Genomic DNA, 13,756 nt, shown 5'->3' on the forward strand with positions numbered 1-13,756 from the left:
CGCCGCCCGGGGCGAGGCGCGGGTCACCGCAGGTCCATGGCCGTGACGAGGCGGATCTGGGCGTCCACCCAGGCCGTGACGGTCCGCCGCGGGTCGTCGCCGTCGAGGGCCGCGGCGAGGCCGTCCAGCAGGAGCGCGGTGGCGGTGAGCCCGGTCCGCCGCAGCTCCGCGGCCGACCGGCCGATGCGGGCGCGGGTGCCGGCGGGGACGTGCCGGAGCCCGCGGTGGGCGGCGTCGGCGCAGGCGTCCAGCGCCCCGGCCAGCGCCGTCGTGAGCGCGTCGTCCCCGTGCCCGGCGTGCGCGTCGAGGGCGCCGCTGCCGTCGCCCGGCGCGAGGTCGGGCACCACCACGCCCTCGGTCGTCATCACGGCGATCGGGTCCACGACCAGCGTGCCGCGGGCGCGCCGCACCGATCCGCTGACGTAGAGCGGCGCGCCGCGCTCCCCCGCGAGGGCCGCGGCGAGCTCGTCCAGCGCGGCGGGGCTGTGGGGCGCGTACGCCGCCGACACGACGGCGGTGGTCCCGGTGCCGTCCCGGAAGACGGCCTCGAGCCGCTGCGCGCCCGGCAGGTAGCCCACGTCCCTGACCTCGGCGATCTCCAGGACCCTGACGGTCTCGGCCTCCACCCGGGGCCGGACGAGCCGGGGCGGCGACGCCTCCAGCTCCCGTTCGAGCGCGCGCAGGTCGCGGACCAGGACCGTCCCGGGAAGGTCGCCCCAGGCCGTGCCGACCGGCGTCACCGACGTCTTCGACACCCGGCCGGTGCCCAGCCGCACCACCCGGCTGGGGCTGCGGGTGGCGTTCTCGGAGACGACGTTGGCGGCGGCCAGCGAGCGCAGCGCGGCGCCGGCGATCCGGCGCGGCGCGAGCTCCTGCCCGGTCAGGGGCTGGTCGTCGGTGACCGCCCAGCGCCGCTTGAGCACCAGCACGATGCCGGAGCCGGTGTGGGCGAGGAACACGTCGGCGGTGCGCTCCTCGTCGGTGCCGCCGACGCGGCAGCCGAGCGCGGTGAGCCGGACGCGGCGCAGCGGGGTCTCGGCGGTCTCGTTGGTGCCGAGCACCTGCGAGCGCGGGCTGCCGCCCTCGTGCAGGACCGCCCGGTGCCGGGCGTGGAACTCGGCGAGCAGCGCGGCGAGGCGTTCGGGGTCGTGGCCCGCCAGCCGGTCGCGGTAGGCGGTCAGCTGCCCGGCGATGTCGTCGAGCGTGGCGGCGGGCCAGTGCAGGTTCTTGGCCGTGAGCTCGCGGGAGGCCCGGTTCAGCGCGGTGCCCAGCACAGGGCCGGCGTGCATGGCGCCGTCCAGGAGGAGCTGGTCGAGCAGGTCGAGGGTGGATTCCAGGCCGGTCCCGGCGTCCGCGCCGCCCGTCCCCTTGCCGGTGCCCCGGCCCTTGCCGCCGACGTCGACGCGGACGTCGGCGGCGGTGAGGCCCTGCTCGTCGGCCGCGCGGAACGCCCACACGGCCAGCACGATGACCTCGCCGCGCATCGTCGCCACGGCGTCGGTATGGACGTAGCCGAACTCGTGCGGGACGAGGAAGCGGACCGTGCACGTCGGCAGTTCCACGGAGGCGACCGGGTCGGCGGGCGTCGGGCGGTGCACGCGCGCGGCGTACCCGGACCTGAACGTGCGCCGGGCCGCGGTGAGCGGGCGCTCCCCCAGGACGCGGGCGAGCGCCTCGTCGTCGTAGCCTCCGGGCGACCAGTCGGTGAAGGGCGGCCGCTGCTGCTTGGAGCCCGCCGCGGCGGGCTCCTCGGGCGCGGCCTCCGCCTGCGGCTCCGCTCGGGCGTCCTGCGCGGCGCCGTTCTGCGCGGAGGCGTCCTCGGCGGGGCCCTCCTCGGTGCCCGGCTGCCGCTGGTAGGCCAGGACGAGGCCGATCTGGTGACGGCACACGCCCATGGCCGCGCACGTGCAGGACGCCCCTTCGAGGCCGCCGCCACCGGGGAGGACGGTCTGCACGCCGTCGGGGAACGTGCCGCGCACCGAGCCGTCGCCCTCGACGCCCAGTTCCGGCATGTTCCCGGCGTCGAGGTCCTTGGCGGCGCGCTTGACCAGCCCCCGGTTCGCCAGCGCCGCCAGCGAGTCGGGGGTGAGGGCGAGCAGGTCGGTGCGGGTCATCGGCCCATCCGTTCCGCGACGAACTCGGCGAGCCGGCCGGGCGTCATCGCGCCGATGTGGGCGCCCACGTCGGCCAGCCGCTGCGCCAGGTCCCGGTCGTAGGCCGGGTTGGCCTCCTCGTCCAGCGCGGCCAGGCCCAGCACGTGGGTGCCCTGCTCCGCCATCTGCCGCACCGTGCGGATCAGCCGGTACGGGTCACCGCCCTCGTAGAAGTCGGTGATCACGGCGACGATGCTGCGGCGCGGGTTCTCGATCAGCCCGGCGCCGTACTCCACCGCGCGCGCGATGTCGGTGCCGCCGCCGAGCTGCACCTTCATCAGCAGCTCGACCGGGTCGGTCACGTCGGAGGTCAGGTCGACCACGCTGGTGTCGAACGCGATCAGGTGCGTCTTCAGTCCGGGCAGCCCCCACAGGCAGGCCGCTGTTACCGCCGAGTGGATCACCGAGCCGACCATCGACCCGGACTGGTCCACGATGAGGATCATCTGCCACTGGTCGAGCTGCCGCCGGGTCCGGGACAGGAACCGCGGCTGCTCGATGTAGACCTTCTTCTCGGCGGGCTGGTAGTGGCCGAGGTTGGCGCGGATGGTGGCGTGGAAGTCGAAGTTGCGGGCCTGCTTCCACCGGCTCGGCCGCCGCGACCGGGTGCCGTGGAACGCCTGCCGCACCTCGGTGGCCATCTTGCGCAGCAGGTCCTGGACGACCTTGTCGACGATCCGCCGGGCCATCGCCAGCACCTCGGGGTTCATCAGGTGCTTGGTGCGCAGCACGGCGCGCAGCAGGGTGGGGTTGGGCTCGATCCGCTCCAGCACGGCCGGGTCGGTGACCACCTCGTGGATCTCGTAGCGCTCGACCGCGTCCCGTTCGAGCCGCTCGATGGTCTCCTTGGGGAACAGCCGGTGCACGTCGTCGAGCCAGTCGACGGTGGTGAGCGCCGAGGGGCCGTCGCCGGCGGTCCGTTCGCCGGACGGCTTGACCCCGCCGCGGCGCACCCCGCGCTGCTCCAGGTCGGAGTCGCGCCCGTACAGCCAGCCGAGCGCCCGGTCGCGGCCGGCGGAGTCGTCGCTGAGACCGCCGCCGGCGCACGCGTCGCCGGGCGGGCCCAGGATGAGCCGCCAGCGTTCGAGGCCCGGATCGGTGGTGCTCATGCCGTGCTCTCCTCTCGCGCCGCGGCGAGCGGGTCCAGGCCCTCCGCCGCCAGCAGCCGGTCCACCTTCTCCTCCAGCGCGCGGGCCGCGGCGATCGCCATCGGGTCGCCGCCCGTCCGCAGCAGGGCGCGGCCCGAGCCCTGGATCCCGCGCCGTTCCAGCAGCCGCCGGGCGATCACCTCGCGCTCGCGCGGCGGGAAGAACTCGAACGCCTGGCGCAGCGCGGGCAGCGCGATCAGGAAATCGTCCTCGGACAGCCCGGCGATCATGTCGTCGAGGACGGCGAGCACCCCCGGCCCGTCCGGGCCCTCCGTCTCCCCGTCCGCCGCGTCGTCCGCGGTCTCCTCGGCGAACACCTCGTCGCGGGCCAGCGCGAACAGCCCGGCGAGCCAGTCGCCGATGATCTGCGGACGGGCCGCGCCCAGCACGGCCCGGACCGGATCGGCCACCTGGCCCAGCGACCAGCCGAGGCCGAACGCGGCACCGCGCAGGTCGGGGGGCGCGTCGGCGCAGGCGCTGACCCGGGCGGCGACGGCGAGCGCCGCGTCCCGGTCCAGGCCGAGCGGCCCGGCCGCGTGCAGCAGCGCGTCACGGGCCCCCGCCAGCGCGCGCAGCCGGGGCGGATCGGCCGGCGCGGGCCCGCCGCGCACCCCCTCCACCAGCCACAGCACCCGGGCCACGCAGCCCTCGACGACCCGGCCGAACAGCGGGCTGCCGGCCGTGCCCAGCAGCCGGTCGTGCCGCCACAGGCCCAGCGTGGTGCCGAGGACCTCGCCGAGCGCGCCCAGCTCCGAGGCCCCCGCGACGGCGGCGGCGATGGTCTCGGCGATCCGGTCGGACAGGTCGGTGCAGCCGCACAGCGCGGCGTCGAACAGCACCGAGGCCAGCCGCCCCACGTCGGAACCCGCCCGCACGACCCGTTCCTCCAGCACGGCGCCGGCCGCGTCGAGCAGGGTCGCGCCGTACGCGCCGGCCTCGATGAGCGCGGGCAGCCGGTTGTCGCCGGGTGTCAGCGACCACCGCTCCTCCAGGACGGGCTCGTCGCCGGAGCCGGGGCCCGACTCGCGCTCGAACCCGGGGATGTTCAGCACCCGCAGCCGGTGCAGGACGCGGCTGCGTCCCAGGCCCTTCGCGTCGGGCAGCCGCACGGTCACCTCGCCGCCGCCGTCCAGCTTGAGCCGCTCCATCTCGGCGATCGCGTCGGCCACCAGCGGCGGCGCGGGCGTCCCGGGACGCAGCGCGCCGACCCGGTCGCCGCTGAGCGCCGTGACCATCTCCGCCACCGCCGGATGCGCGCCGGGGGCGAGCGGGCCGCGGGAGGTCCAGGGCAGCCGCTGTTCGAGGTCGTCGGTGACCAGCGCCGCCACCAGGCCGTCCAGCAGGTCGGTGCGGACCGGGGCGCGGTGCCCGCGCAGCCGGGCCAGCCCCTGGGTGAGCGTGCGGGCCGCGATCAGGTCGGCGGTCGACACCGGCTGGCGGCGCTTGCGCAGCCGCCTCACCACGATCTCGGTGAGGCCCTCGGCGGCCGACTCCGGCCCGCCCTCCCACAACCGCTGGTAGTACTCGGGCGAGGGCATGCCGGACTGGTAGCCGGTGAACGCGTCCAGCCGCTTGAAGGAGTACGGCACCAGGTAGCTGCCGCCGATAGCGCCCTCCGGCGGCTGCGGCACCTCCGGCCAGCCGGGGTCCTGGCCGCCGTCGTCGGCGTCCGAAGGCCCGGTGAGGCGGCGCAGCGCGGGGCTGTGGAACCCGCCCGTGACCACCACGACCGGGCGCCCGCCCGCGTCGGCCGCCGCCGCGCGGACCCAGCGGGCCATGTACGCCTCGCGCTCGGTGTCGTCCGGCCCGGCCTCCGACTCGCCGCGCAGGAGCTCGAAGTAGGCCGACAGCCGCTCCTCCAGCGCGTCCCCGCCGCCGGCTCCGGCCTCGTCCGCGCCGCCCTCGTCGTTGAAGGCGCCCTCGAACATGTGGTCCCAGAGGGTGTCGGTGTTGTCCACGGCGAACGACCGGCACAGCCGCTCGGTCACGTCCGCGTAGCGCTCGTCGGCGTCGGCGTACCGGTTGCGCCGGTCGGCCAGCGCCGGATGCCAGGCCGGCAGGTCGATGAAGCGCACGTCGGCGCCGCACTCCCGGCCCTCGTTGATCGCCACCCATTCCGGGGAGTAGGCGCAGAACGGCGACCAGGACGACTGCACCCGCTCCTCGTCCCGGTAGTGGCTGTAGATCGCGATGGGCAGGTCGTGGCCGAGCAGCATCTCCTCGAGCCGGCCGGAGAAGTCGGCGGGGCCCTCCACCAGCACGTACGCCGGTCTCAGCCGGCGGATCACGCGCCGGACGAGCCGGGCGCACGCGGGGCTGTGGTGCCGGACCCCGACGAAGGTGACCTCGGCGGTGCCGCGGCCGGTCATGGCGCCCATCAACCCGGCAGCAGGTGGCGGGCGGCGTGCAGGGCCTTCCACTGGCTCCCCTGCCGGCGCGGCGCCTGCTGCTCCAGGTAGCGGCGGAGCCGGGCGAGGTCTTCGGGGCTGTCCTTGGCCCCGGCGCCGGCCAGGCACTCCACGATGTCGGCCGGGCTGCCCTCCTCGCCGCGCAGGAACCAGCCGCGGATCCCGACCGCGTGCGCGACCGACACCGCCTCCGCGGTGCTCATCACGGTCGACAGCCGGTCCATGGACTCGCCCGCGGACGTCCTGCCGCTGCGCAGCTCCCGGAACGTGGTGACCAGCACCTCCAGCACGTCCCGGCGCGGCGCCACCCCGACGCCCGACTGCTCCAGCAGCCGGGCGGCCTCGGCCTCCACCAGGTCCAGCTCGGTGGCGAAGTCGGCGATCGGGAACACCGTCTCGAAGTTGAACCGGCGCTTGAGGGCCGCGCTCATCTCGTTGACGCCGCGGTCCCGGGTGTTGGCGGTGGCGATGATGTTGAAGCCCTCGCGGGCGAAGACCATCGCGTCCGGGCCGGTCAGCTCGGGGATGCCCAGCACCCGGTCCGACAGCGGGGACAGCAGCGAGTCCTGCACCTCCAGCGGGCAGCGGGTGATCTCCTCGAACCGCACCACCTTGCCCTCGGCCATCCCGCGCAGCAGCGGCGCGGGCACCAGCGACCGGGTGGAGGGGCCCTCGGACACCAGCAGCGCGTAGTTCCAGGAGTACTTGATCTGGTCCTCGGTGGTGGCCGCGCCGCCCTGGATGGTGAGGGTGGAGTCGCCGCTGACCGCCGCGGCGATCAGCTCCGACAGCAGCGACTTGGCGGTGCCGGGCTCGCCCACCATCATCAGCCCGCGGCTGGTGGCCAGGGCGACCAGGGCGCGGTCGATCAGCGAGGGGTCGCCGACGAACTTGCGCCGGATGCCGCGTCCGGGGTCGCCCACGATGAAGCGGCGGGCCGCCTCCAGGCTCAGCGCCCAGCCGGGCGGGCGCGGGGCGGTGTCGTCCTCGCGCAGCCGCGCCAGCTCGTCGGCGTACCGGACCTCGGCGGGCGGTCGCTGCAGCTGCTCCTGCTCGTCGGCGGGACGGTCTGCCGCGCCCGCCTTCTTCGCTGCCTTCGTTTTCCGTGCCGTCTCTGCGGTCATCGTCTCTTCTTCTTCGTCTTTCTCGGTCAGGGGGCAAGGGGGTTAGAGCGGGTTCAGAGCGCGGCGGCGGACAGCCATGTGAGGTCGGCCACGACCTCCGAGGCCGCCACCGGGTCCAGCCCCCCGAAAGTGTGGCGCCGGGCGCCGCGGTAGAAGTCGGTGGGGTGGTCGTTGAGCCAGACGTACCGGAGGGTCTGCTCGCCGCTGCCCTCGACCCAGCCGACGCTGATGCCCGGATCCAGGTCGATCACCACGTGCAGCCCGCCGGGGACCGGGCGGGAGATCCACCGCTCGCCGCCCGCGTCGAGCGGCTCCCCGCGCGACCAGCCGCGCCGGACCAGGCCCAGCACCGTGTGCACCGGGACGCGGACGCCCTCGAACCGCTCCAGCCGGCCCGCCGCGCGCTCCTCGGCGGTCAGCGTGTACGCCTCGCGGCCCAGCTGCGGGAACGGCTGGGTGATCTCGTAGTCGGCGAACACCTCCGACCAGGCCGCCACGTCCCCGCCCAGGTCGAGCGGGTGGGCGATGCCGATCGAGGCCCCGGCGGGGAGCGCGGCCGCGTCGTCGGAGACGTCGGCGAACGTGCGGTCCTCGGCGATCCGGAACGCGAACGCCGCGCCCTCCTCCGCGCCCTCCCCGGGCTCGGCGATCCAGACCAGCCGGCGGGCGATGTGCCAGACGAGGGGATGCCCGGCGAAGAGGGTCCGGAACTCCTCGGGCGTCCAGCGGCGCCGCGCGACCATGGCCGACTCCAGCCGGGAGACCTGGTCGGCGGCGACCGTCCGCACGTCCTTCTTCAGGCCCGCGAACCGCTTGTACGCGGCGGACGCCAGTTCCTCATCGTCCTTGGTGCCCGGTTTGGGCAGGGCCTTGCGGCGCTTGCCGTCCTCGTCGGTCACGTACGGCTTGAGCACTTCGTCGAACCCGACGACGAAACGGCGCGGCCCGTAGTCGAGCGTGAGGCCGCCGTCGGCGTCCAGCCCGAAATCGGGCACCAGCCGGTCGGCCAGTTCCTCGGCCCCCAGGCCCAGCCCGGCCGCCACTTCGGCGATCTTCTCCTGCGCCCTCCCCTTCAGCGCCTTGAACTTCACCTTCTGCGCGATCCCGTGCAGGTGCAGCAGGGCGGTGTCGGTGCCGATGGCGGCGAGCACGTCCAGCCCTTTCACCGCCTTGTGGTGGCCGCCGTCGCCCGGCCACGCGCGGATCACGGGGGTCAGGCGGCGCACCGTGTCGTCGTCGCCGAGCCAGGCCGGCTGCTCCAGCGCCCAGCCGTCCTTGGACGGCGCGCCGCGCAGCTCCCATTCCTGGAACAGCGCCCAGGAGAACTCGGCCAGCGACGCCGGGTCGCACGCCTCGCGGACGACGTCGACGCCCGCGTACACCTCGCCGAGCCTGGACATCGCCAGCATCGTGACCAGGTGGCCGGTCGCCGCGGCCGGCAGGGCGCGGTCGCGGCCGCGCAGCAGCACCTGCGGCAGCCTGCCCGGGTCGGCCCAGTCGACGGGCTTGGGCCTGGCGACCGGAAGGCGGTCCAGCGGGTCGGTGGCCAGCAGTGCCGCGACCGCGGCGGCGGCCGGGTCGCCGTGCTCGCGCGCCGCGGACTCGACCGCCTCGGCCCCGGCGCGGGCGGCGACCAGCAGCAGCGCGCCCTCCGCCTGCCGCCGCGCCGGGCCCGCCTTGCCGAGCGCGGCGGGCACCAGCAGCCGCGCCGCGTCCGTCCCGTGCCGCTCGAAGTAGGCCATCGCCGTCTGGCGGGCCGACTTGACCCTGGCCAGCCAGTCGGCCATCAGCGTCGCGACCTCGGCGGACAGGTAGGGCAGCAGGAGCCTGCCGCAACTGCCCGGGGTCTGCCGCCCGGCCCGCATCGCCAGCGGGAGCGCGTCCACCTCGTACCGGGCCACGACCGTCCGCATCCACGCGACGTCGTCGGCGTCCCAGTAGAAGCCCTCCCATTCGGCCAGCAGGGGCCGGGCCAGGTCCTCGGGGCCGTCCGCGATCAGCCGGACCGCGTCGTAGGCGCCCCGCTTCTCGGCGTAGCGCTTGGCGATCTCGGCCCAACGGGACTCGGGAACGCCGGGCGTGGACCAGCGCGACGGAACCCGCACCGCCCAGGCGTCCCGCTCCCCTTCGGCCCAGCGCACGCTCCGCTCCCCCGGGACGGGCCGGCCCGCCACGACGACCGGCTTGGCCGCCTTGCGGGTGCGCGTCCACGGCGGCTCGACCAGCAGGGGAGGCAGCGCGTCGGCGGACGCGTCCGGCACCCGCGCCGCCGCCCCGGCGAGCGACGCGATCAGCGCGCGGCTCTCCTCCGGCAGCTCCGGTGCCACGGCGGCGGCCGGCTCCGGATGCGCGACCAGATGCCCCGCCAGCAGATCCCGCGCGACGGAGGCGGACCGGGGACCGCCCGGGGACCGGTGGCCGGCGGCGGCCGCGGACAGCAGCCGGACCGCCCGCGCCGGGAACCGGTCCATCGCCTCCAGCAGCGCGGCCCGGGCGTACTTCCCCTGCTCCTCCTGGTCGAGCCGGTCGATCAGCGCCTGGAACGGCTCGTCGCCCGGCAGCAGCGTGACGACCTCCAGCAGCCGCTTGCGGTGGGCGCTGTCGATGCACCCGTGGTCGAGGGACCACTGGAGGACGGGCAGGGCATCGGTGCCCAGGCCGTCCAGCAGCGTCGCCAGCAGGCCGAGGCTGCAGTCGCCCCACCTCAGGATCGTCCGGCCGCCCAGCGTCCGCACGTGCTCCGCCGTGCCGATCGTGTGGAGCAGCGTGATGTTGAGACCGTTGCGCCCGTACGTGGTGTGCGGCTCGGCGCAGCACTCGTCCACCCAGTCGTACCGGGTCGGGACCAGGTACGACACCGCGAGCCGCCGCCCGACCGAGTCGCGCAGGCCCGCCAGCCGGTCGATCGCCTCCCGGTACTCGGCGTCGCCCGCGACGGCCAGCAGGCCCCGGACGCGCCGGGCGCTCTCTCGCACGTCCTCCCGGAAGACCGTGCCCTCCGCGCGGCGGGCGCCGATCCAGGTACCGATCCAGGGGCCGTCGGGGCCCTTCCGGTCGACCTGGACCGAGGTGAGCTCCACGACGGCGCACGCGGCGAACGCCGGCCCGTGCCCCACCACCCAGGAGTCGACGAACGTCCTGAACACCTCGGGATGGCCGATGCCGGTGCCGTGCCGGCCGATCTCCATCCCCGTGACCAGCGCCGCGACGGCGGCGCCCGCCGGGTCGGGGTCGCCCTCAAGGTGCCGCCGCGCCCGGCCGGCCAGGTCCGGATCGCCGTGCTCGCCCGCCAGCGCCTCGAACGCGGTCCCGGCCTGCTCGATCCACGCCCGGACCTTCTTCGGCGCCCCCTTGGCGACCTTCACCTGCGGGCCGGGGCCGCCGCCGCGCCGGGGGTGCAGGTGGCGCCGCCAGCCGTCCGGGAAGTGCGGCGCGTCCTCGCCGGCCGGCCGGTACGTGTGCTGCTGCGCGGTGCTCGCGGCGGTCATCGGCCGGCCCCCTCGGTGGCGGTGAGTTCGGTCAGGTCGTCGAGCACCTCGGCCGCCATCACCGGGTCCAGCTCGCCGAAGGTGTACGGGGTCCCCCTCCCGCGGTGGTAGTCCGCCGGACGGTTCCCGATCCAGACGTGCTCCAGGGTCTGCGGGCCGCTGGCCTCGACGTTGCCGACGCTGATCCCGTACTTCAGGTCGATGATCACGTACCGGTCGGGGGCGACCCTGCGGGAGATCCACCGCTCGCCGCCCGCGTCCAGCGGTACGCCCCGGTCCCAGCCGCGGTGGACCAGGCCCAGCACCGCGCCCACCGGAACCGTGTACCCCTCGAAGCGGGTCAGCCGCCCGGACGCCCGCTCCTCCCCGGTGAGCGCGAGGACGCTCCTGCCCAGCTGCCTGAACGGCTGCACGATCTCGTAGTCGGCCAGGACGTCCGCCCACGCCGCGCGCTCCCGCTCGTCCATGTGGAGAGGGTGCGGGATGCCGATCCGGCACGCCTCGGGCAGGGTCAGGACGTCGTCGTCGAGGTCGGCGAACGTGCGGTCCTCGGCGATCCGGAACGTCACGGCCGTCTCGGCCGGACCCGTCTCCTCCGCGGTGCTCTCGGCGACCCAGACCAGGCGGCGGGCGATGTGCCACATCAGCGGGTGTTCGACGAAGAGGCCGCGGAACTCCGCGAGCGTCCAGCGCCGCCCCGCGACCACGGCCGCCTCCAGCCGGGAGACCTGGTCGGCGGCGACCGTCCGGACGTCCTTCTTCAGCTCCCCGAACCGCTTGTACGCGGCGGACGCCAATTCCTCGTCATCCTTGACCCCCGGCTTGGGCAGGGCCTTGCGGCGCTTGCCGTCCTCGTCGGTCACGTACGGCTTGATGTGCTCGTCGAAGCCCACCACGAAGCGGCGCGGGCCGTAGTCGAGGGTGAGGCTGCCGTCTGCGTCCAGCCCGAAATCGGGCACCAGCCGGTCGGCGAGCTGCTCGGGCCCCAGGCCCAGCCCGGCCGCCACCTCGGCGATCTTCTCCTGCGCCCGCGCCTTCAGCGCCTTGAACTTGACCCGCTGCGCGATCCCGTGCAGGTGCAGCAGCGCGGTGTCGGTGCCGATCGCGGCGAGGACGTCCAGCCCGGCGACGGCGCGGTGATGACCGGACTCGCCCGGCCAGGCCCGGATGAGGGGGGTGAGGCGGCGCACCGTGTCGTCGTCGCCGAGAAGGCCGAGCTGCTGCATCGCCCACGCGTGCTCCGGCGGCATGTCCGCCGACCGCCACCCCTCGAACAGCGCCCACCCGAACTCGGCCAGCGACGCCGCGTCGCACAGGTCCCGGACGGTCTCCACGCCCGGATGCACCTCGTCCGGACGGGACGCCGCCAGCATGGTCAGCAGGTGGCCGGTCGCGTCCAGCGGCAGCGCGCGCTCCCGCCCGCGCAGCAGGATCCGCGGCGGCAGGTGCGCGCCCGCCCACACGGGGGGCCGCGGCCGGTCCGCGGACAACACGGCATCCGGGTCGACCGCCAGCAGCGCCGCCACGACCTCCGCGGCATGGCCGCCGTGCGTGCGCGCGGCCGACACGACCGCCTCCGCGCCGTGCGCGGACGCCACCAGCCGCAGCGCCGTCTCCGCGTCCAGGCGTCCGGGCCCCGGCTTGCCGACCGCGGCCGGGACGAGCATCGGCACGGCGTCCACGCCATGGCGCCCGAACCATTCCCGTGCCACCCCGCGCGTGATCTTGCGACGCCTGTTCCACTCGGCCATCAGCCGGGCCACGGCGGCGTCCAGGAAGGGCAGCAGCAGCCCGCCGTTGCCCACGGAGTTCTCCCGCGCGATGGCCAGCAGCACCGGGAGCGCGTCGACCTCGAACCGCGCCGCGACCGGCCTGATCCACTCGTGCGCTTCCCAGGAGTTGTACGGCGACCAGTCCGCCAGCAGCGGCCGGACCTTCTCCTCGGGGGCCCGGAGGACCACCGCGAGCGTCTCCTCGGGGAAGGCCGGCCCCCGCCCGAAGACCTCCCCCAACCGGCTGTCCCAGTCGGTCGCGTCGTCGGCCTCGCCGGGCGACCCCGGAGTGGAGGCCCACCGCTCCCGCTCGCCCTCCGCCCAGCGGACGGTGCGCTCCCCCGGCGCCGACAGGCCCTTGATCACGACCGGCGCCGCCTCCGGCTCCCGGTGGGACCACGGCGGATCCACCAGCAGTCCGGGCAGCGCCTCCGCGGGCGCGTCCTCGACCTGCGCGTCGGCGGCGGTCAGCGCCCCGGCGACCTCGCGGACGTCGGCGGGAAGCCCGGGCGGGAGCTCGGGGAACAGCCGCAGGTGCGTGGTCAGCAGGTCGGCGACCTGCGGCGAGTCCTCGGCCGACCGCGCCAGCACGTGGATCGCCCGCACCGGGAACCGCCGGGCGGCGGCGAGCAGCGGCACCCGCACGCCCTGCTGCCCGAGCCGGTCGGCCAAGGCCGCGAAGGACTCGTCGGACGGCAGCGCCGCGAGGGCGTCCAGCGCGGCGGCGCGCTGGACGTCCTCGTCCGCGGTGCGCGCCAGCAGGGGGACGGCCCGCGTTCCGGCGCCCTCGGCCAGGGTCCAGATGACGTCGTCCGCGTCGCCCGCCCACCTCGGCGGCAACCGGTCGCCGAGCGCGTCGAGGTCGGCCGCGGTCGCCGAGCAGAGCAGCAGCCGCAGGCCCTCCACGCCGGTCAGCCCCGGTGGCGCGGCCACGCACTCCTCCACCCAGTCGCGCCGGGACGGCATCAGGTAGGCGGCCATCAGGCGGCGCCGGGGACTCGACCCGAACTCCTCCAGGGCGGCCTCCGCCTCCCCGTACGCGGTGTCGTCGGCGGCGGCCAGGAACGTCCGCACCCGGCGGCCGACCTGCCGCTCCATCAGCTCCCACGGATGCTGCAGACCCGCCTCCAGGCGCCGCACCGAGAGCGGCCGCCCGTTGTAGTTCTCGAGGCCGACCGTCAGGTCGCACAGCTCCGCGAAGGCGCGGGCGGCGAACGCGACGCCGTGCGCGGCGATCCACCCGTCCACGAACTGGTGGGCGCTGCGCGGATCGGGCATGGACCAGCGATTCCACGTGACCGTCAGCCCGGCGACCACGGCCGCGCCCAGCGGGCCGGCCGTGCCGTCCAGGTGCGCGCGGGCCCCCTCGGCCAGGACCGGGTCCGTCTTCTTCCCGGACAGCGCCCGCTCGATGCGGGGCGCGGCCTCCGCGACCTTGGCCGCCAGCCGCTTCGTCACCGACCCCGAGACCTTGGGCGCGGGCACCGGCACGCCGCCCCGCCTCGGATGCAGCAGGGGCAGCCAGGCGTCCGGGATCACCAGCGCGTTCTCGTCGTGGAGGAGACGATCTTCCATGTCGCCCCACCGTAGAGGAGGTCTCCGACAAACCGCCGGAACTTCACGAAGGCTCCATCAAGCCGCTCATGGACGCCCCGCGGGTGTC

Annotated in this window: 6 protein-coding genes; all 6 read right to left on the reverse strand. The window is 75.6% G+C overall.

What is annotated here, in order from left to right; all coding sequences use genetic code 11:
* Positions 1-23: 23 nt before the first annotated feature.
* Genes ACZ466_RS02795 through ACZ466_RS02820 form a run of 6 tightly spaced genes read right to left on the reverse strand, consistent with a single transcriptional unit; the run spans position 24 to position 13,668 of the window.
* Complete coding sequence (locus ACZ466_RS02795; protein WP_378287457.1) at positions 24-2,114, reverse strand: hypothetical protein; 2,091 nt, start codon at positions 2,112-2,114, stop codon at positions 24-26.
* On the reverse strand, positions 2,111-3,262 hold the full coding sequence (locus ACZ466_RS02800) for a VWA domain-containing protein (protein ID WP_378287456.1): 1,152 nt from the start codon (positions 3,260-3,262) through the stop codon (positions 2,111-2,113). Before ACZ466_RS02800 ends, ACZ466_RS02795 begins: the two co-directional genes overlap by 4 nt.
* Positions 3,259-5,670, reverse strand: coding sequence for a DUF5682 family protein (locus ACZ466_RS02805; protein ID WP_378287455.1), 2,412 nt, complete (start codon positions 5,668-5,670; stop codon positions 3,259-3,261). The genes ACZ466_RS02800 and ACZ466_RS02805 overlap by 4 nt, the downstream gene beginning before the upstream one ends.
* 8 nt (positions 5,671-5,678) lie before the next feature.
* Complete coding sequence (locus ACZ466_RS02810) at positions 5,679-6,833, reverse strand: ATP-binding protein (protein WP_378287454.1); 1,155 nt, start codon at positions 6,831-6,833, stop codon at positions 5,679-5,681.
* Positions 6,834-6,886: 53 nt separating this feature from the next.
* A complete protein-coding gene (locus ACZ466_RS02815; protein WP_378287452.1) occupies positions 6,887-10,321 on the reverse strand; it encodes a DUF4132 domain-containing protein in 3,435 nt (1,144 codons plus the stop codon).
* Positions 10,318-13,668 (reverse strand): DUF4132 domain-containing protein, encoded by a 3,351-nt coding sequence (locus tag ACZ466_RS02820; protein ID WP_464042765.1) that lies wholly within the window; start codon positions 13,666-13,668, stop codon positions 10,318-10,320. Before ACZ466_RS02820 ends, ACZ466_RS02815 begins: the two co-directional genes overlap by 4 nt.
* Between the last annotated feature and the right edge of the window lie 88 nt (positions 13,669-13,756).

It is taken from the genome of Actinomadura rugatobispora (assembly GCF_055379765.1).

Excerpts from the sequence above, each read along its gene's own strand:
- ACZ466_RS02795 (WP_378287457.1), bottom strand. The coding sequence starts at position 2,114 with ATGACCCGCACCGACCTGCTCGCCCTCACCCCCGACTCGCTGGCGGCG.
- ACZ466_RS02800 (WP_378287456.1), bottom strand. The coding sequence starts at position 3,262 with ATGAGCACCACCGATCCGGGCCTCGAACGCTGGCGGCTCATCCTGGGC.
- ACZ466_RS02805 (WP_378287455.1), bottom strand. The coding sequence starts at position 5,670 with ATGACCGGCCGCGGCACCGCCGAGGTCACCTTCGTCGGGGTCCGGCAC.
- ACZ466_RS02810 (WP_378287454.1), bottom strand. The coding sequence starts at position 6,833 with ATGACCGCAGAGACGGCACGGAAAACGAAGGCAGCGAAGAAGGCGGGC.
- ACZ466_RS02815 (WP_378287452.1), bottom strand. The coding sequence starts at position 10,321 with ATGACCGCCGCGAGCACCGCGCAGCAGCACACGTACCGGCCGGCCGGC.
- ACZ466_RS02820 (WP_464042765.1), bottom strand. The coding sequence starts at position 13,668 with ATGGAAGATCGTCTCCTCCACGACGAGAACGCGCTGGTGATCCCGGAC.